At 68.0% G+C, this 18,355-nt stretch carries 21 protein-coding genes and 1 tRNA gene; 12 read left to right on the forward strand and 10 right to left on the reverse strand.

Features of this window, described 5'->3' with window-relative positions; all coding sequences use genetic code 11:
• Positions 1-1,417, reverse strand: a 1,417-nt coding sequence (glmU, locus tag D477_RS17710) for a bifunctional UDP-N-acetylglucosamine diphosphorylase/glucosamine-1-phosphate N-acetyltransferase GlmU (protein ID WP_052510843.1), incomplete at its 3' end; no start/stop codon positions are given.
• Between the two features lie 100 nt (positions 1,418-1,517).
• A tRNA-Gln gene (locus tag D477_RS17715) sits at positions 1,518-1,589 on the reverse strand.
• 260 nt (positions 1,590-1,849) lie between these two features.
• Between D477_RS17715 and D477_RS17720 the strand changes: the two genes are divergently transcribed.
• Positions 1,850-2,260, forward strand: coding sequence for an ArsR/SmtB family transcription factor (locus D477_RS17720; RefSeq protein WP_005272849.1), 411 nt, complete (start codon positions 1,850-1,852; stop codon positions 2,258-2,260).
• On the forward strand, positions 2,257-3,387 hold the full coding sequence (locus D477_RS17725) for a cation diffusion facilitator family transporter (RefSeq protein WP_005272850.1): 1,131 nt from the start codon (positions 2,257-2,259) through the stop codon (positions 3,385-3,387). The genes D477_RS17720 and D477_RS17725 overlap by 4 nt, the downstream gene beginning before the upstream one ends.
• Here the strand turns inward: D477_RS17725 and D477_RS23745 are convergent.
• Complete coding sequence (locus D477_RS23745) at positions 3,374-3,616, reverse strand: GDCCVxC domain-containing (seleno)protein (protein ID WP_337587572.1); 243 nt, start codon at positions 3,614-3,616, stop codon at positions 3,374-3,376. The two genes, D477_RS17725 and D477_RS23745, sit on opposite strands and share 14 nt — an antisense overlap.
• A 124-nt stretch (positions 3,617-3,740) precedes the next feature.
• Between D477_RS23745 and D477_RS17730 the strand changes: the two genes are divergently transcribed.
• The 7 genes from D477_RS17730 to D477_RS17760 all read left to right on the forward strand — a co-directional run bounded on the left by D477_RS17730 (position 3,741) and on the right by D477_RS17760 (position 10,455).
• A complete protein-coding gene (locus D477_RS17730; protein ID WP_005272854.1) occupies positions 3,741-4,520 on the forward strand; it encodes a methyltransferase domain-containing protein in 780 nt (259 codons plus the stop codon).
• 112 nt (positions 4,521-4,632) lie between these two features.
• On the forward strand, positions 4,633-5,091 hold the full coding sequence (locus D477_RS17735; RefSeq protein WP_005272856.1) for a hypothetical protein: 459 nt from the start codon (positions 4,633-4,635) through the stop codon (positions 5,089-5,091).
• Positions 5,092-5,188: 97 nt separating this feature from the next.
• Positions 5,189-5,818 carry a DUF305 domain-containing protein gene (locus tag D477_RS17740; protein ID WP_005272857.1) on the forward strand — a complete coding sequence of 210 codons (630 nt, stop codon included), beginning with the start codon at positions 5,189-5,191 and terminating at the stop codon, positions 5,816-5,818.
• Between the two features lie 92 nt (positions 5,819-5,910).
• Positions 5,911-6,774 (forward strand): F510_1955 family glycosylhydrolase, encoded by an 864-nt coding sequence (locus tag D477_RS17745; protein ID WP_005272859.1) that lies wholly within the window; start codon positions 5,911-5,913, stop codon positions 6,772-6,774.
• A gap of 145 nt (positions 6,775-6,919) precedes the next feature.
• Complete coding sequence (locus D477_RS17750) at positions 6,920-7,129, forward strand: heavy-metal-associated domain-containing protein (protein WP_005272862.1); 210 nt, start codon at positions 6,920-6,922, stop codon at positions 7,127-7,129.
• A 2-nt stretch (positions 7,130-7,131) separates the two neighbouring features.
• On the forward strand, positions 7,132-8,094 hold the full coding sequence (locus D477_RS17755) for a hypothetical protein (RefSeq protein ID WP_005272863.1): 963 nt from the start codon (positions 7,132-7,134) through the stop codon (positions 8,092-8,094).
• A gap of 48 nt (positions 8,095-8,142) precedes the next feature.
• Entirely contained in the window at positions 8,143-10,455 is a 2,313-nt protein-coding gene (locus tag D477_RS17760; protein WP_005272866.1) for a heavy metal translocating P-type ATPase, read from the forward strand.
• A 166-nt stretch (positions 10,456-10,621) separates the two neighbouring features.
• Here the strand turns inward: D477_RS17760 and D477_RS17765 are convergent, their stop codons facing one another.
• Entirely contained in the window at positions 10,622-11,248 is a 627-nt protein-coding gene (locus tag D477_RS17765) for an SRPBCC family protein (RefSeq protein WP_005272868.1), read from the reverse strand.
• A 43-nt stretch (positions 11,249-11,291) separates the two neighbouring features.
• On the opposite strand from D477_RS17765, the gene D477_RS22830 reads away from it, so the two are divergent.
• Entirely contained in the window at positions 11,292-11,444 is a 153-nt protein-coding gene (locus tag D477_RS22830; protein WP_190273586.1) for a hypothetical protein, read from the forward strand.
• Here the strand turns inward: D477_RS22830 and D477_RS17770 are convergent.
• The 6 genes from D477_RS17770 to D477_RS17795 form a co-directional block, all read right to left on the reverse strand.
• Positions 11,425-11,661, reverse strand: a complete 237-nt coding sequence (locus D477_RS17770; protein WP_005272871.1) for a hypothetical protein — start codon at positions 11,659-11,661, stop codon at positions 11,425-11,427. The two genes, D477_RS22830 and D477_RS17770, sit on opposite strands and share 20 nt — an antisense overlap.
• Before the next feature lie 204 nt (positions 11,662-11,865).
• On the reverse strand, positions 11,866-12,609 hold the full coding sequence (locus D477_RS17775; RefSeq protein ID WP_005272874.1) for an MBL fold metallo-hydrolase: 744 nt from the start codon (positions 12,607-12,609) through the stop codon (positions 11,866-11,868).
• Positions 12,610-12,834: 225 nt separating this feature from the next.
• Positions 12,835-13,197 (reverse strand): YciI family protein, encoded by a 363-nt coding sequence (locus D477_RS17780; RefSeq protein WP_005272882.1) that lies wholly within the window; start codon positions 13,195-13,197, stop codon positions 12,835-12,837.
• Positions 13,198-13,207: 10 nt separating this feature from the next.
• Positions 13,208-13,999, reverse strand: coding sequence for a cytochrome c oxidase assembly protein (locus tag D477_RS17785; RefSeq protein WP_005272885.1), 792 nt, complete (start codon positions 13,997-13,999; stop codon positions 13,208-13,210).
• Positions 14,000-14,008: 9 nt separating this feature from the next.
• Positions 14,009-14,482 carry a DUF2243 domain-containing protein gene (locus D477_RS17790; RefSeq protein ID WP_005272888.1) on the reverse strand — a complete coding sequence of 158 codons (474 nt, stop codon included), beginning with the start codon at positions 14,480-14,482 and terminating at the stop codon, positions 14,009-14,011.
• 8 nt (positions 14,483-14,490) lie between these two features.
• Positions 14,491-15,324 (reverse strand): AfsR/SARP family transcriptional regulator, encoded by an 834-nt coding sequence (locus tag D477_RS17795; protein ID WP_005272890.1) that lies wholly within the window; start codon positions 15,322-15,324, stop codon positions 14,491-14,493.
• A 169-nt stretch (positions 15,325-15,493) separates the two neighbouring features.
• Here D477_RS17795 and D477_RS17800 point away from each other — a divergent pair, with 169 nt between their 5' ends.
• Together D477_RS17800 and D477_RS23600 are read left to right on the forward strand one after the other, a co-directional pair.
• Complete coding sequence (locus D477_RS17800) at positions 15,494-15,916, forward strand: NUDIX hydrolase (RefSeq protein WP_005272893.1); 423 nt, start codon at positions 15,494-15,496, stop codon at positions 15,914-15,916.
• Positions 15,917-16,441: 525 nt separating this feature from the next.
• Positions 16,442-18,355: DUF222 domain-containing protein (locus D477_RS23600; RefSeq protein WP_005272896.1), on the forward strand; the 1,914-nt coding region annotated here is incomplete at its 3' end.

An 18,355-nucleotide genomic window follows, 5' to 3' on the forward strand; every position in this document is an offset into this window, starting at 1 on the left:
CGCGGTTCTGCTGCACCCAGCCCTCGAGGTTGCGCTGGGCGGCGACGTTCAGGGCGAGCGCGCCGGCGGGCACGTCCTTGCGGATCACCGCGCCGGCCCCGGAGTAGGCGCCGTCGCCGATCTGCACGGGCGCCACGAACACCGTATTGGAGCCGGTCCTCACCTCCGAGCCGATGATGGTCCGGTGCTTGTTCACGCCGTCGTAATTGGCCGTGATATTGCCGCAGCCGATGTTCGAGTTCTCGCCGATCTCCGCGTCGCCGGCATAGCCGAGGTGGCTGAGCTTGGAGCCCTTGCCGATGATGACGTTCTTGGTCTCGTAGAACGCGCCGATCTTCCCCTTCTCCCCCAGCTGCGTGCCGGGGCGCAGGTAGGTGAACGGGCCGACCTTGGCGTTCGGGCCGATCCGGCTGTCCGAACCGTGCGTGCGGGTGACGGTGGCGCCTTCCTCGATGACCACGTTGGTCAGCGTGCAGTCCGGACCAACGACGGCGTCGCTCGCCACGTGCGTGGCCCCGTGCAGCTGGGTGCCGGGCAGCAGCGTCACATCGGTGCCGAAGGTGACGGTGGAATCGATCCACGTGGTCGCCGGATCCACGATGCTCACGCCGGCCCGCATGGCCGCCTCGCACACCCGGCGGTTGTGTTCGGCGCCGAGCTGGGCCAGCTGCACGCGGTCGTTCGCGCCCTCAACCTGCCACCGGTCCGAGGTGACGACCGCGGCCACCCGCCCTCCGGCGTCGTTGGCAATGGCCAAAACGTCCGTCAGGTACTTCTCGCCCTGCGCGTTGTCCGTGGTGATCTGCTTGAGCGCATCGCGCAGTACTTTCGCATCGAACGCGTAGATGCCCGAGTTGATCTCGCGGATCGCGCGCTGCTCCTCGGTCGCGTCCTTGTGCTCGACGATGCCCTGCACGGTGCCCTCGGCGGTGCGGATGATCCGCCCGTAGCCCGCGGCGTCCTCCAGCACGGCGGTCAGCACGGTCACGGCGTTGCCGTCCCGGTGGTGCGTGGCCACCAGCTCGTGCAGCAGGTCCGTGGTCAGCAGCGGCACATCGCCGTAAGTAACGACGACGGTCCCGTCCAGTTCCGCGGGCAGCGCGTCCAGCCCCACCTCGACCGCCCGGCCCGTGCCCGGAATCTCGTCCTGCTCCACGATCAGCGCATCCGCGTCCAGTTCCTGGATGTGGGCGGCGACGCGGTCGCGTTCATGGCGTACGACGGCGGCAAGCACCTGCGGCTGCAGGCCGCGGGCGGCGGCGAGCGCATGGCCGACCATGGAGATGCCGCCGATTTCGTGGAGGATCTTGGGCTTCCGCGACTTCATCCGGGTGCCCGCACCTGCGGCGAGGACGATCACCGCCGCCGGACGTTCTGCCGGTGCTGTTCTGGCTGGACTATTGTCTTGGGGGCTCACTCTAGTGGCACTCCTACCCGGACCGGATCCGTCTCAAAGCTCTGCAGGGACTAACGCCATGCTACTTGCCGGGACCAACTCCTGATGCGGAGGATCCTCGTTCCGCCCCTAGGACTCGAACCTAGACTCCACGGCTCCAAAGGCCGGGGTGCTGCCATTACACCAGGGCGGACCGGCGCCGTCGGGCACCATTCCGTGCCGAATGGCAAGCAGCAGTGGGCAAAATACCTACTAACGCTTGCCGAAGGGCACAAGAAACCATTTTGCCACGATTAAAGCGCCGGATGCGACTTGGCCCCGCTGGCGCGGCAATGGAGCCGACCTCCCGCGCCTCGCTGCCCCGCCCACCTCCCTCGCTCCCGCGCCGCACCTTTCAGCACAGCCTCGCATCGTCCTGCTGCGCGCATCGCTGTCATCTGCAATAATCTTCGTATGCATGAAGATAAGAAGCTTTGCACTCTCGGGGTAGACAGCCAGTATGTCGAGCTTGCCGTGGAAATCTTCTCGATGCTCGCCGATGCCACGCGCGTCCGCATTATCCTGGCGCTGCGGGACACCGAGCTGGCCGTGAACGAGCTGGCTGAGCGGGTCGGCAAGTCCCCCACCGCGGTGTCCCAGCACCTGGCCAAGCTGCGGCTTGCCCGGATCGTCGCCACCCGGCAGGAGGGCACCAAGGTGTTCTACCGGCTGGAGAACGAACACGCGCGGCAGCTGGTGACCGACGCCGTGTTCCAGGCCGAGCACTCACTCGGCGGCGTGCCCGCACACCACCGGCTGCATGCGGCGGACAGCACCCAGCCAGTCGAAGGTCAGCGCGCGGCTTCGCAGGAGACCGGGGCATGAACCACGAGCATCTGCCTGCCGCCATCGAGGAAGACCGTCCGGCGAACCACGCGCACGCCGCGCCTGCTGATGCCGGCGACGCCAGGCACAGGCACGCCCGCGACGACGACGACCTTCATCGAGATGCGCACGACCACGGGCACTCGCACGAGCAGGACCACGAACACTCGCATGACCATGACCACGGGCATGAGCATCCGTCGGGAATCCGAGGCTTCCTGCACGAGCTGTTCGTCCCGCACACCCATGACACCGCTGACTCCATCGATTCGGCCATGGAGTCCAGCGCCCAGGGCATCCGGGCCGTCAAAATCTCGCTGCTCGGCCTGGGCCTTACGGCTGTGTTCCAGCTGGCCATCGTCGCGGTCAGCGGTTCGGTGGCGCTGCTGGCGGACACGGTCCACAATTTCTCCGACGCGCTGACGGCCGTTCCGCTGTGGATCGCGTTCCTGCTCGGACGCCGGGCGGCCACCCGCCGGTACAACTTCGGCTTCGGCAGGGCGGAGGATCTGGCCGGCCTGTTCATTGTCGCGATGATCGCGCTCTCGGCAGTCGTCGCGGCGGTCGAGTCCATCCGCCGGTTCTTCGAGCCGCAGCCTGTGGAGAACCTGGGCTGGGTCTTCGCCGCCGGCCTCATCGGGTTCGCCGGGAACGAACTGGTGGCTCTCTATCGGATCCGGGTGGGCCGGCGCATCGGCTCGGCAGCCCTGGTGGCCGACGGCGTGCATGCCCGCACCGACGGCTTCACTTCCCTGGCCGTGGTGGCCGGTGTGATCGCGATCTGGCTGGGCTTCCCGCTGGCCGATCCGATCGTGGGCCTGCTGATTTCCGCCGCGATCACAGTGCTGCTCTGGGGCACCGCGCGGGATATTGGACGGCGCCTGATGGACGGCGTGGATCCCGCGCTGCTGGATCGGGCCGATCGGGCACTGGCAGAGGTGGCGCCGGCGGGAACGGGGGTGCGGATGCGCTGGTCCGGCCATCGCCTGCACATCCTGGTCAGCTGCCCGTTGGACGGCACCGCCTCTGTTGCGGAACTGCACCAACTCCAGTGCGCTGTCGACGCGGCACTTCGCCGGGCACTGCCGAATGTCGGGGAGGTGGAGTTGCTTCCTACTGTTGCGTGACCTGCTTGGAAGGGCACACAACGCTGCCGTAGGAGCAGAACACGCAGCAGTCCCCCTCGAGGGGTCGGATGCGTTCCCCACAGGACGGACAGGCCCAGAAGAACTGGCAGGCGTCGACCGGCATCTGTGCGGCCGTTTCCGCGCCGCATGCCGGGCATCGCACAACCGACGTCAATTCGGGTTCCACTAACAATGTCTCCTTCCGCAGCCGATCATAACCGGATTCCACAGGGCGCCGATCCGCCCGGGAAAGCTGTTGACGGGACCGTGCTGCGGGTGTTCCATTCAAGCATCCACACCTTCACGCACTCTGGACCAGAGTGCACGGTTCCATCGGAAAGAGGCGACGTGCGATGGGAACCACAGCTGAAACTGCTCCTGTTGACCGGGCAGAGCTGGAAACCAAGGTCAAGCAGATGTACCGGGCCGTAGCGCTGGAGCCGACCGGCCACTACCACTTCAAAATGGGCCGTGGCCTGGCCGAGCAGCTCGGTTATCCGCCCGCGCTGCTCGACCAGCTCCCTGCCGGCGCGGTCGACTCGTTCGCGGGCGTCGGCTATTTCTTCGACCTGGCCGGGCTGGCCGCCGGCGAGAAAGTCCTGGATCTGGGCTCGGGGTCCGGGATGGATGTCTTCGCGGCAGCGGTCATGGTCGGCGGGACGGGTGAAGTGGTCGGACTCGACATCACCCCTGAGCAGCTGGAGAAGGCAGAGAAGCTGCGGGCCGAGGCGGATTTTCCGCAGGTCCGCTTCGTCCCAGGCCACATCGAGACCATTCCATTGTCGGATGCCAGCTTCGACTGCGTGATTTCCAACGGGGTCATTAATCTGTCGCCGGAGAAGCACGCCGTCTTCCGGGAGGCCGCGCGCGTGCTGCGTCCGGGCGGCAGGCTGGCCGTCGCGGACATCGTCAGCGAGCGGCCGCTGACGCAGAAGATTGTCTGCAACACGGAGCTCTGGGCCTCCTGCATTGGCGGCGCAGCCCAGACCGATGACTATCAGCAGATGATCACCGACTGCGGCTTCACGCTGGAATCCGTCCGGCAGAACGACTACGAGTTCATCTCCGACAGCGCCCGCGCAGCGAGCACCAGGTATGGAGTGATCAGCGTCTCGCTGCTGGCTCGGCGCTAAGGCGGGGCAACCGGCTTCGCCATACCAGCCGGTTGCCCCGCCGAATTCGCCGGTCAAAGGCATGTTTCGCTACGCTGGAAACCAAGGCTTTTGACCAGCGGAAGGGAGCTCCATGCGCGCAAGCCCAGCTCCCAACCTGTTCGCTGCCTTACGCAAGTGGCCGGTCGCGCTCGCTACTTTGGCCGCCGTCGTCGCCTGTATCTTCGGGATGCACGTGGCCAATGGGACCCCCGGCACGGCCGGCACCGGCTCCGTCCCGTCCACTCCATCAATCGCATCGACGGCGCACTCGTCCGAGGGCGTTGAGCACCCGGTGAGCAGCCTGTCCCTGCCGACCGGCACGTTTGATTTAGCCCATGCCGCGTGCGCAGGCCCCTGCGGCGAGGAACATGGCGCCGCGGCGGTGTGCATCCTCCTCGTCGTCCTGGCCGGCATCGGCTGGCTCTTCGCCCAGAAGCCGCTCAGCTCCGCCGGGCCGCATGGCAGGCGCGGGCCCCCTCTGCTTATTCGCCTTGCGCCGGCCCTGCCCCGGCCACCTTCACTGGTCCAACTGTCCATCAGCCGCACGTAGAGCACAGCGGCCCGCCCCATCCCGGCCGGGCCCACTGCGATGCGCCTGCAGCTGCAGGAAGACAGTTTCCCCAACCAGTTTTTGAAGGATTTCTCCCATGAAGCGTTATAGCGCCGTATCCGCGGCCGTCCTCGCCACCGCCCTGCTGCTGACCGGCTGCGGGCAGGACACTGCGGACGACAATGCCGCCGGAACCGCCCAGCCTACCGCCGGAAGCACCAGCCAGGGCACGGACCTCGGCATGCACGGCTCATCTTCTGCGGCACCGGCCGAGGAGCACAACAGTGCGGACGCGATGTTCGCGCAGATGATGATTCCGCACCATGAGCAGGCTGTGGAAATGAGCGACATGATGCTCGCCAAGGACGGTCTCGACCCGCAGATCAGCCAGCTGGCCGAGGACATCAAGAGCGCCCAGGCGCCGGAGATCGAGAAGATGACCGGCTGGCTCAAGGCATGGGGCGAACCCATGGAGATGTCGGGCGGCCACGGTATGCCCGGGATGATGAGCGAGGAGGACCTGGCGAAGCTCGAAGCGGCCCAGGGCGACGAGGCCTCCCGGCTGTTCCTGACCCAGATGATCGAGCACCATGAGGGCGCGGTCGAAATGGCCGAAGAGGAAGCAGCCAACGGTTCCGATCCGGAGGCCGTGGCCCTGGCCGAGTCCGTGGTCGAAACCCAGACCGCGGAAATCAAGAAGATGCAGGAGCTGCTCGCCGACCTGTAGCAGCCCGTTTCCTGTCCTGCCGGGTGCCGGGATCACGGCGCCCGGCAGGACCCTGCCCTTCGCGAACCAACCCTTATTTCCCCTGGAGCACCATGTCCCGTTTTTCCATCCCGCGCGCCCGAAAAACCTTGCTGGCCGCGGTGGCTGCTGCCGCCGTCGGGCTTGCCGCTGGCTGCGCCCAATCCTCCGCAACCGAAGAACCCGCGGCGGAAACCGCCGTCGTACCCTATAGCCACGTGCACGGCATCAGCGCCGACCCGGAATCCGGACGCGTCCTGCTGGCCACCCACGAAGGGCTGTTCGACGTTTCCGCCGAAACCCCGGAACGGATCGGGCCCGTCATCGACCTGATGGGGTTCAGCCCCGCCGGGGACAACAGTTTCTACGCTTCCGGCCACCCGGATCCCAGCTCCGGGCTGCCTGATCCGGCCGGTCTGCTCCGCTCGGACGACGGCGGCAAAACCTGGGAACCGCTTTCCCGGCAGGGCGAATCCGACTTCCACGCACTGACCGTCACCCGCGACGGTGTGGTTGCCTACGACGGCAGGGTCCGGATGACCGAGGACCTGCAAACCTGGAAGACCTCGTCGGCGGACATCCACCCGGCCAGCCTGGCCGGCACCGCACAGGGCACAACCGTGCTGGCGGCGACCGAACAGGGCGTCCAGCGATCCGAGGACGGCGGCGAAACGTGGCAGCTGCCCGCCGACGCACCGGTACTGCAGGTCGTGGCCTTCGCCGACGCCTCGACTGCCGTGGGCGTTGCCCCGGACGGAAGCGTGCAGGTGAGCGGGGACGCCGGAAAGTCCTGGCAGCCGACCGGTTCAGTGGACGGCCACCCCGCGGCCGTTACCGCCGTGAAGGAGGGCAGCGCCTTGCGGATCTGGGTTGCCACTGACCGCGGCGTGGAGTATTCGGACGACGGCGGTGCCACGTTCCGCAGTCAGCTCGGCTGATCGTGTCCGGGCGGTAATTCGTCCGGAGCTTTGTTGAGGGGGCAGTTCCTACGGGAACTGCCCCCTCTTGCGTTTGATACCCCCAAGGGGTATACCTAGTTCCAAGGCATACCCACTAGGGGTATCACGCAGGAAGGACAAAGCCATGGAAACGACGGAATACCAGGTCACCGGAATGAGCTGCGGTCACTGCGAGCGGTCGGTCGCGGGCGAAGTGGGCCGCGTTGCGGGAGTTGAAGCGGTCGAGGTCAGCGCCGCGTCCGGCAAGCTCATCGTGACCAGCAGCGCGGCTGTCGACGACGCCGCCGTGATCGCTGCGGTGGATGAGGCCGGGTACCAGGCCAGTCGGGGCTGATCATGGCCATCCGAACGCAGTTGAAACTGGGCCTGTACGGCGCCGGTCTGGCGGCGCTGTTCACCGGCGCGCTCTTCACGGCCCAGGCCGTGATGCCGGCTGACGCCGCAGGCGATTGGGCCAAGGCAGCAGAGGAGAGCATGATGAAAACCACGCAGCATACAGCCGTTGGCGCCGCGCCGGCCGCGGCAGAGCATGGCCAGCGCGGCCTGTCCCTCGAGGCCGGCGGCTTCATGCTGGAAGAGGTCACCGCGCCTGGAGTCCCGGGTGAGGCGGGAATCTTGGCTTTCCGGATCATCGACCGGGACGGACAGCCGCTGACCGACTACGAGTTGTCGCATGAAAAGAACCTGCACCTGATCGTGGTCCGCACCGATGGCACCCAGTTCCGGCACGTGCATCCCACGCTCGATGCGGACGGCACCTGGTCCGTCCCCTGGGAGTGGGCCGACGCCGGCAGCTACCGGATCTTCGCCGACTTTGTCCCCGCCGGCACGGGTGAACCCATCACCTTGACCCGCACGGTCGACGTGGCCGGAGAGGTCCGGCCGGGACGGTCCGCTGCGGCGGCCGAGGCACACGTCGCCGGCTATACCGTCAGCGTCCAAGGCTCACTGTCGGCCGGAACGCCGTCGGACCTGACCTTCTCGGTCTCCCGCGACGGAGAGCCCGTCACCTCGCTGCAGCCGTACCTGGGCGCCTACGGCCATCTGGTCGCCCTGCGCGCGGGCGATCTGGCGTACCTCCACGTCCATCCTGAGGGAGAGCCGGCTGACGGAACTGCGGCTGCCGGACCGGCCATCGGGTTCGTTGCCGAGGCGCCGACGGCCGGAGCGTATCTGCTCTACCTGGATTTCAAGGTCGACGGCGCAGTCCACACCGCGACATTCCGCCTGGAGGCCTCCGGGGCCGCCGGGACGGCTGAGCACGCTCGACCGGAAGCGGACCAGGACCATGGACACTGACCTGTTGCTAGCGGCTGGCCGGATGCCCGGCCGGGAAGGAGATTTGTGATGAGCGCGCCAGTTCCCCAGCCCGCTGTGGACCAGAGCATCGAGCTCGAAATCGGCGGCATGACCTGCGCCTCGTGCGCCATGCGCATCGAGAAGAAGCTCAACAAGCTGGACGGCGTGACCGCCGCGGTCAATTACGCCACCGAGAAGGCCCGGATCACGGCTGCCGCCGACATCGACCCGCAGGAGCTGATCCGCGAAGTCGAAAAGACCGGCTATACGGCAGCCCTTCCGGCCAGCCGGGACCTGCCGGGCGAGGACGAGGGAGAGCAGCCCGATCCGGAGCTGGTTTCGCTCCGGCACCGCCTGATCGGTTCGATGGTCCTTTCCGTCCCCGTGATCGCCCTGGCCATGGTGCCTGCCCTGCAGTTCACCTACTGGCAGTGGGCCTCGCTGGCCCTCGCCGCGCCCGTAGTCCTGTGGGCGGCCTGGCCGTTCCATAAAGCGGCCTGGACGAACCTGCGCCACGGCGCAGCGACCATGGACACGCTCATTTCCGTCGGAACCATGGCGGCCCTGCTGTGGTCGCTGTACGCACTGTTCCTCGGCACCGCCGGTACTCCCGGGATGACGCACGGCTTCGAACTGACGGTCGCGCCATCCGACGGCGCCGCCAACATCTACCTCGAAGTCGCGGCGGGCGTGACCATGTTCGTCCTGGCCGGCCGCTACTTCGAAAAGCGTTCCAAGCGCCAGGCCGGCGCCGCCCTGCGCGCACTGCTGGAGCTCGGCGCCAAAGACGTCGCGGTAATCCGGGGCGGGGCCGAGGTCCGCATTCCGATCGGGGACCTCGCCGTCGGTGACGACTTCGTGGTCCGGCCGGGCGAGAAGATCGCCACGGACGGCGTGGTCGTTGACGGGAGCAGTGCCGTGGACGCCAGCATGCTGACCGGCGAATCCGTACCCGTCGAAGTCACTGCGGGCGACGCGGTCACTGGCGCCACCGTCAACGCCGGCGGTCGCCTGCTGGTCCAGGCGGCCCGCGTCGGCTCGGATACCCAGCTGGCCCAAATGGCGCAGCTCGTGGAGGACGCCCAATCCGGCAAGGCCGAGGTCCAACGACTGGCCGACAGGATCTCCGGCGTGTTCGTGCCCATCGTCATCGCGCTCGCCGTCGCCGTGCTCGGTTTCTGGATCGGTGCGGGCTTCCCGCTCGAAGCCGGCTTCACCGCCGCCGTCGCCGTCCTCATCATTGCGTGCCCCTGCGCCCTCGGCCTGGCGACCCCGACGGCGCTGCTCGTCGGGACCGGCCGCGGCGCCCAGCTCGGAATCCTGATCAAGGGCCCCGAGGTGCTGGAGTCCACTCGGAAGGTCGACACCATCGTGCTGGACAAGACCGGGACCGTCACCACCGGGAAGATGGCCCTGTTGGACGTCATCCCTGCCGACGGCACGCCGGCCGATGAAGTCCTCCGGCTGGCCGGTGCACTGGAGAATTCGTCGGAGCACCCAATCGCGCAGGCCATCGCCAAGGCCGCGGCCGGGCAATTCGGTGCCCTGCCCGCGCCGGAGTCCTTCGGAAACGTCGAAGGCAAGGGAGTACAAGGCATCGTTGACGGCCGCGGAGTGCTGGTTGGCCGTGAGTCGCTCCTGGCCGACTGGTCCGTCCGCCTGCCCGCTGACCTGGCCACGGCGAAGGCCAGCGCCGAAGCCGCCGGAAGGACCGCCGTCGTTGTTTCCTGGGATGGCGAGGCCCGCGGTCTGCTGGTGGTCGCGGACGCAGTCAAGCCCACCAGCGCGGAAGCCATCCGGCAGTTCAAATCCCTTGGCCTGGTCCCGGTGCTGCTGACCGGTGACAACCGGACGGTGGCTGAACAGATTGCCGGCGAGGTCGGGATCGAGCAGGTTTTCGCCGAGGTGATGCCCCAGGACAAGGTCGACGTCGTTCGCCGCCTCCAGGACGAGGGCAAAGTGGTGGCGATGGTCGGCGACGGTGTCAACGACGCTGCCGCTCTGGCCCAGGCCGACCTCGGCCTGGCCATGGGCACGGGCACGGATGTTGCCATCGAGGCGGCGGACCTGACGTTGGTGCGCGGGGACCTGCGTTCGGCGGCCGACGCCATCCGGCTCTCGCGGCGGACACTGGGCACGATCAAGACCAACCTGTTCTGGGCCTTCGCCTACAACACCGCTGCGATTCCGCTGGCGGCCCTGGGCCTGCTCAACCCAATGCTGGCCGGCGCCGCGATGGCGTTCTCCAGCGTCTTCGTGGTCGGCAACAGCCTGCGCCTGAGGTTCTTCAGGTCCACCGCGGGCGGCCCGGCAGCCACACCGGCCGCCGCCAACGCCCAGCCCGTCCTCCAGGACGCCTGACTGGGGCGCCTCCCCCAGGATGGCTGGCCGCGCCCATGCTCCGAGGGGGAGGGCGCAGCGTCGGTGTCTGCTCCACTTCGGTGGTTGGCTCCGCTTCGGTATTCGGCTCCGCTTCGAAACGGCAGCAGAACACCGGAGCGGAGCGCGGGCCTACAGCGGAGCCGGATTAGCCCTGGTCCGCTGCGGGATCCTCCGTGAACTGGGCGGTCGCGACGGCGACGCCCTGCTCGATCTGGTCCGCAGTGGCCGTGCCGGAGGTCTCTGCCGCCTTGGCCCAGGCGTCGATGGAGACCTTGGCGGCTTCCCGGACTTCGGGCGTGTTCTCCCACTCGCTCGGATCCATGGTCATCCGGCCGGCCAGGAACAGCCCCAGAGCCACCAGCGCCACATCCCAGCCCGGGCCGACGAAGAGCGCGCCGGCGCCGCTGCCGGCGGTTTCCAGGTCCACGTTGTGCTCGAACTCCAGCGCGGTCTGCCCCGCGTCCTCGGCCAACCGGACCTCCACGACGCTGGTGGGCCCGCCGAAGGTTACGCGCAGCAGGTTCGGGGCTTCGCATTTGAGGATGCTGCCGCCCGCATTGCCCTCCAGCTGGAACGAGCCGCCGGGCCCCAGTTCGCCCGAGACCGGCAGGAACCAGCGGCGCAGCTGCTCCGGCTCGGTCAGTGCCTGCCAGACGTCCTGCAGTTCGGCCAGGTAGCTGCGCTGCAGCAGCAGGCCGATGCCTTCCAGTCCGTCCCTCTTGATCTGGTGGACCGCGCGCTTGATGTCGTTCAGTTCGCTGGTGATCTCCATGGTTCTATCCAAGCATGCGGCACTGACAGGTCATACTGAGGAGATGAAGCAGCTTCTCGCCATCCTGGCCATCGCCGCGATCGTCCTGCTGGTCCTGGGCATTGCTGTGCAGACCGTGCGGCTGCTGATCTACGTCGGCCTCGGCGTGCTGATCGTCGCCGGAGCGCTGTTCCTGCTCAAGCAGGACCGGGACTGACCGATTCCGGCGACTCCGGTTGGCGCAGGGAAAGCTCGAATTCCACCAGGGACTGCCGGTGCAGGGTCAAGGCCGAGGCCCTGCCTGAGCGGCTGTTGCACTCGCGGAACACCTCTTCCTGCAACTGTGCGGCCAGGCGCTCCAGTTCCACTTGGGACAGGGCGCCCAAGTCCTCGGGGAATGGGTCCTTCGGGGAGAGGTGCGTCCGTTCGCTCATCGCTGGTTGCCCTGTCGTTCCGCCCTGCGGTTTTCGATCAGCGAACCGGCAGCGCAATACCGCGCAGTGTTGACGGCGTCTTGATAGGGATCGAACACACCCATGCCGGGGCCCTTCTTTCATCCGCGATGGAGTATCCGAAGCGTAGCACTACCCGACCGGTAATCGCGCCAGAGGATTCCGGTCCATCTTGTGCCATGGCGGTCAGGTCGCGCCGCGCTGCCGGGCCTGTTCGACGGCGGCGGCGATCCCTTCGCGGTAGGGCTCACCGTGTCCGGGCAGGGCCGTGCGGGCGCCGGTGGCGGCCAGTGCTGTCAGCGAGTCCAAGGCCTGGCGGGTGTCCGCGGTGGCTGCGGCCGAGACGATGTGCGGCCCGGTCGTCCCGGTGTAGGGGTCGAGCGTCACCAGCGCGTCGCCGGTCAGGATGGCGTCGCGGTCGGGGAAGTGAAGGCCGCAGTGGCCCTCGGTGTGGCCCGGGCTGAAGACGATCTGTGGCCGCCCGGGCAGGTGGGCGGCGATGTCCTCGTCCAGCAGCCGGAAGCTGCTGATGCCCTTGACGTTCAGGGCCCCTGCTGCCGCCATCCGCGTGAGGATGGGAATGCAGCGCGGATATTTCAGCGGATACAGCAGCCGGTTCTTCTCGTGCTTGTAGCGGTACGGGTGGGCCGCGATGTAGGCGTCCCCGGCGTGGACGAACACCGGCACGTCCAGTTCGCGCTGGAGCCTGGCGGCGAAGCCCACGTGGTCGAAGTGCCCGTGGGTCAGCACGAGCGCGGCGATGTCCCGCGGAGACCGGCCCAGCTCCCGAATGGCCTGTCCGGTCATCCGCCACATGCCGGGCAGCCCGGCATCAACGAGCAGCAGCCTATTGCCATCCTCCACGATGTAGCAGTTGACGTCGGCGTGCTCAATGCGGTGGATCCCGTCAGCCACATTACGGTGGAACATCACTTCTCCCTGTCGTCCGTGGGATTGGCAGCCCGGGCTGGCATTGACCCGGCCAATGCACCGACTGTATCGGTGGAGGACGGGCAGCAGAAGTACTCCAAGCTAAATGGTCAGCATACTTACAGGTGCTGCGGCCAAAGACAGCGCAACTGTTCGAGCACCAATTGACGTTCCTCAGCGAGGAGGTGCTCGGACGGACTTGCCGGTGCGCGCGGGGTAGGCCGTCTACGCCAGGTGTTCATCCATTTCGCCCTGGAATTCGCGCAGCTCCACGGGCAAGGTAGTGGCGCGGGCGAGCTTGCGCGCCCAGCCCAAGGCTTCCTTCAGGTCCCGCGCTTTCAGGATCGTCATGCCGCCGATGTGCTCCCCGCCCGGTACGTACGGCCCCTCGGAAACCGTGGCTTCGCCCTCCTCGAGCCGGACGACAACGGCTGCTCCGGGCGGCTGGAGCCCACCGGCGAAAACCCAGCAGTCGGCGTCCCGCAGTTCCTTGTTGAAGGCCTGGACCTTGCGCATGATCGGTTCCAGCACGCCTGGCTCAGGCACACCGCCGTCGGGCTGCTGGATGGCCAGCAGGAAGTGTTTCATGTCTCCGACACTAAGCCCGCCGGCTTGGAGCCGCCTTGGATCGGTTGCCTGCTGTGGCGGGCGTCGTGTACCGGTACCACTGGGCGCAGAAGGCGATCAGCAGCACCAGGTCCACCGCGTCGCCGCCGTAGAACATCAGGACGCCGCCGGCTTGGGCCTGGTCAACGGGGACGCCGGCTGGTGGATAAGCGTAGACGAACTTCGCCAGCACGCTGTGCCCGGCCAAGGCAGCCGCCAGGCACACGGCCCGCGTCCTGAAGCTTGGGCGGTGCGGCGTGGGATCCTTGCCGATGATGGAGGCGGTGAAGAGGTAGCCGGCCAGCAGGAAGTGCACCTGTATCAGCGGGTGGAGCAGCTCATTGGCCAGCAGCCCCGCCCCCGTGGCCGTGGCATAGAGAAGCCAGAGGGAGCCGGCATTGAGCACCGCTGCGGGCGCAGGATGCGAAAGGAACCTGACCGGGCGGCTCTTCAGCAGGCGCGACAGCCGGATCGCCGGGACCTGCTCCATGGAGCGCAGCGCGAGCGTGACCGGAGCGGCCATGACCAGCAGCAGTGGCGCCGCCATTCCCAGGAGCAGATGCGCTGCCATGTGGGCCACGAAGTTTGTATGCGCCGACTGTGCCAGCGGGCCGATGAAGCCGGCGGCGGCGCACCCGACTCCCCCGGTCCACAGCAGCATGCGGTGCAGCGGCCAGCCGCGGCCTGTCGTCCGTTCCCGCCAGGCGGCGTGCAGGTAGAAAACCAGCGCCAGGACGAATGGCAGGACTGCTGCGGCCTCGAGTACTCCCGGATGCTGGTGCACGTCCGTCCTTCAGCCGCGCCGGTCTGCTCGGGCCGCGGCCACGGCCAGCACTGCACCGCTGACCAGCAGGAGCAGGCCGAAGACATTCCAGGCAAGGTCGTAGGGCAGCAGGTCCACGCCGTAGCGGATCTGGTGGAGCCGGAGAACCTTGTGGTCGATGAGCCCGTCGAAGAGCTGAAACCCTCCGGCGCCCAGCAGGAATCCCGCCCACGCAGCCGGCCGGGAGAAGCTGTCCCGCCGGCGGGCATCGGCCAGCAGGAAGAACCCCGCGACCAGCACGATCAGTTCGGCCGTGTGCAACAGGCCGTCCGAGAACAGCCCTACATCGCCGCTGGCCCCGTCATAGAAGTGGTGCCAGCCCAGCAGCTGGTGGAAGACGATCTCGTCCACCGCAGCCATGATGCCGATGCCGATCAGAATCGACGCCGGAAAGGAACGGTTGCCCCGCAGAGCCTTCCGGGCCGGCACCTTCGGCTGCTGCATCCTGTTCCCTAGCCCGTCTGCTCAGGCTGCCCCGCCGCCGGTTCAGCGAGCCCCAGGGCCGGTTGGGGAAGGAGCGCAGCAGGCTCGACGGAGTTCGCGGCGGGTTCGGCAAGTGCGGCGGCCGGCTCCGCCAACCTGGCGAATGGTTCAGCACGCGCGGCGGAGAACAGGGTGGGCGCCGAGGCGCCGAATTCCGCCAGCAGCGGTGCGGTGAACGCCCTGAGGGACTCCAGGGCCTCGGCTTGATTGCCCTCGGCGAGCTGGATCCGCAGCACCAGCTGCTGCGCGGTTTCGCGCGGGGCTTCAATAGCGACGGCGGCGCAAGCCGCGTCCACGGCCCCGTAGGTATCGCCTTGGGCCAGCAGCTGCCGGGCGAGCCGCTCGAACACCGTGATCCGCAGGCAGCGCCATTGTTGGCGTTCGGCGGCCACCCAGCCGTCCTCCCAACCGGGCAGCAGCTCGCCGTGCCGGAGCGTTTCCAGGGATCCGTTCTCCATCAGCAGTTCGCCACGGCCGATGCTGCGAGCCACCTGGCGGCGGACCTCATGCACGTCCACCTGGACCCCTTCGGCCAGGCCGGCCCGTCCGAGCCCGACGAACACCAGGCCCGGCAGCTCGGCGGTGACCAGCGAGAGGCAGGCCCGCAGGCTGCGCCGCCACTGGTCGCCCGGCACGCCCGGCCACAGCAGGTCCGCGAGCGAGGAGAAGGGCTGTCCGCCATGCAGAGCGAGGGCAGCGATGAGCCGCTGCTGGCGCGCTGCCACCCGCGGCTGCCGCTCCCCGCGGCGCAGCTGCCAGCCGCCGATCAGCCGTAGATCCCAATAGTTCCCTTGACCGCTCACTGTGGCACCGCCGTCGTTAGTGGAACTAGTTTAGGCTCCGGTGCCCCGGCGGACCAGAGCCGGACCGCGGTTTGGAAGGTATGGCAGCCTGCGAGGCGCAGGTTGAGCGAGCCGTCCCCTCCGGCGGCCGCCTTCATGGCCGGTCCCGCGACGCTACTAGGATCAAAGGGTGCCTGTTGTCCTGACCCTCTCCGCCCTCGTGATCCGCGACGCCGGCGGCCGGCTGCTGCTGGTGCGCAAGCGCGGCACCTCCAAGTTCATGCAGCCGGGCGGCAAGCTGGAGCCGGGCGAGACCTTCGCCGCGGCCGCGGTGCGCGAACTCGAGGAAGAGCTGGGCATCCGCGTGCCGGAGCCGGAGCTGCAGGACCTGGGCCGCTGGTACGGACCGGCCGCGAACGAAGCCGGCACGGTCATCGACGCCGGAATCTTCGCCTGCGGCCTGCCGCAGCCGCCGGTGGCCGCCGCGGAAATAGAGGAGCTGCTCTGGCTGCACCCGGCCGAGGCCGCTGGCCGCACTGACCTCGCACCGTTGCTGACCGAACACATCCTGCCGCTGCTGGCAGAGTCGGAAACCTGGGCGGAGCATGGCTGACTACTTAATCGGCTAGGTGGCGTTGGTCCTGCCGTGACGACAGTCGCCGTCGCAGGAATGGGCGGCATCGAGGTAGCACGCGAACGCGGCTGAGAGACGGTCGGCAAGTCCGGCCCGCCCGCCCACCGGTTCGAAATCCGGGGGCAGGACGGGCGGAATGGATGGTGGCTCTTTGATCGAACGCTGTCTGGAATCCTGCCGCTGCCAATGCGAGTGGTTGCTAAGCATCGTCGGAGCCGATCGCTTCAGACTTGGTCCTCCGAGCGTAAAACCGTCCCACCGGCACGTCTTGCGTAGCCCCTACTGGCCGATAAGAGCACGGTATTGAAGCGAACTTGAAAAAACCCGAGTACCGCTACCTGCCACTACTCCAGCAGTTACGTGCGTCAGTCGCGGCACATGGGGCAGGTGACTGCGTCCTGTTTACGTCCCCAATCTGCATGCTCCCGATCCTGCACCCTCAAACTTCACGCTCCAGATCCTGCGCCCCCGAATACTGTCGGTGGCGGCTTGTAGCGTGGGGTTATGGAGGATTTCGGGCAGCAGCGGTCGTTGGAGTGGCTGGTCACGGCCGCGTTCCCGGCTGCCGCCAACGCGGGTTCTTCCATTCTGGAATACCAGTTGCATAAGGCCGTGCTGGAGCAGTGTTTGAAGGCCATGTACCCGGACACGGCTCCCGGTGCCGACCCGGCTGTGCGGAGGTACCGTGACACCAACGGCCTCGGCCTGGTCCACTATGCCGTGCCGCAGCACAATCTTTCCGCCGAACCCGCAGAAGGCCCGGAAGGCGGGCCGTTCATGCTCGAGCTGGCCGAACCCGAAACAGCCGCCCCGGCCCAGGCAGAGGAAACGACACCCCGCGCAACCGAGCCCGCGGCGGCTAATGCGGCGGTGGTCGACGGGGCGCCTGCCGTGGAATCCGCGCCGACTGCAAGTGATGCCGCCGGCGCCGGCGCGGAGGAACCCGCTCCGGTCGCCGAGCCTGCCGGGCCTGCCGGAGTTGAGCCGGCTGCCGCGGATTCCGAGCCGGAGGACGCTGCTGAGCGTGCCGAAGCCGAGGCTCTTCCAAGTGATCCCCAGTCAGCGGCCCGGCCGGTGGCCAAGCGGGCTTCGGTGGTGGATCAGTTGCCGGATTGGGCGTTGTCCCCGGCGCAGCGGGCGAAGCGGGAGAAGGCCCGGGAGGCGGCGCGGGCTGCGGCTGAGCCGAAGCGGCCGGCGCTGGTGGAGCACGGGCCGGTGGAGTGGCAGGATGCGTGGCAGCAGATCGAGCCGCGGGACCTGATGCTCATCCTGCCCCGGGTGGACCGCGCCGCCCTGGACGATAACGGGGTGTTGGCGTATCTGGGGGCGGTGGAGAAGGTCGGCGCGTATGTGGCGTCGCTGCGGATCCAGGGTCTGGGTGAGTTCGCGGCCCGGCGCACCAAGGCCGGCTGCCCGACGATGGGCCCGGAAGGCTACGCCAAGGGCACCGCCGGTGAGATCGGGGCGTACCTGCATCAGTCCACGCGCAGCCTGGCCCCGCAGCTGGCCGAGGCGAACCATATGTGCCGGTACTTCCCGAACACCGTGGCCGCGATGCAGGAAGGCCGGATCGACCTGGGCCGCGCGTCGGCGATCGTCTCCGGGTCCGGGAACCTGCCCGTTGCGCTGCTCCCGGAGTTCGAAGCGGCCGTGCTGCCCGGGGCGGAAAACGTGACCCGGGAAACCGTGCAGGGCCGGGCCCGCCAGGCCCGGCACCGGCTGCACCCGCAGACCCTGGACGAGCGGCATACCCAGGCGATGGAACACCGCGGCGTGTGGTTCACCCCGCAGCAGGACGGCATGGCCGAACTGTCCATCCACGCCGGCGCCGACACCTGCCTGGTCATCTACAACCTGGTCCAGGAATGGGCCAAACATCTGAAGACCCGGGACGGGGAAACCCGCACCCTGGCCCAACTGCGCGCCGACGCGTTCGCCGACCTCTGCCTCCAGTCCCACACCAACGGCGCCGCCGCACAGGACACCGCCGGTGGGGGTGCCGGGCAGGAGGCGCTCTTCGGCCCCGGAACCAACGGCCGGCCCGCAGCCCCCGGCCGTGGGGGTTTGACCGGGGAGGTGTGGGGCGGCGGGAACGTCAAGGCGTTCGTGTCGGTCACGATCCCGCTGGCCACCGCCGCCGGCGGCGACGAACCCGGCGAACTCGACGGCTACGGGAAAATCCCGGCCGACATGGCCCGCCGGCTCGCCGAACTGGCGAAAACCTGGCTGCCGGTCATCACCGACGAACATGACAAGGCCGTCATGGTCGCCCGCGAAATGCGCCACCCGCCCGAATGGCTCAAACGGGAAGTCAGGCTCCGCGACGTCACCTGCCGCGGACTCGGCTGCCAAACCCCGGCCCACGAGTGCGATCTCGACCACACCCTCGCGTGGGAGCACGGCGGCAAAACCGAACTC

Source organism: Arthrobacter crystallopoietes BAB-32 (assembly GCF_000328305.2).
In the GTDB taxonomy this organism is placed as follows: Bacteria; Actinomycetota; Actinomycetes; order Actinomycetales; family Micrococcaceae; genus Crystallibacter; species Crystallibacter crystallopoietes_A.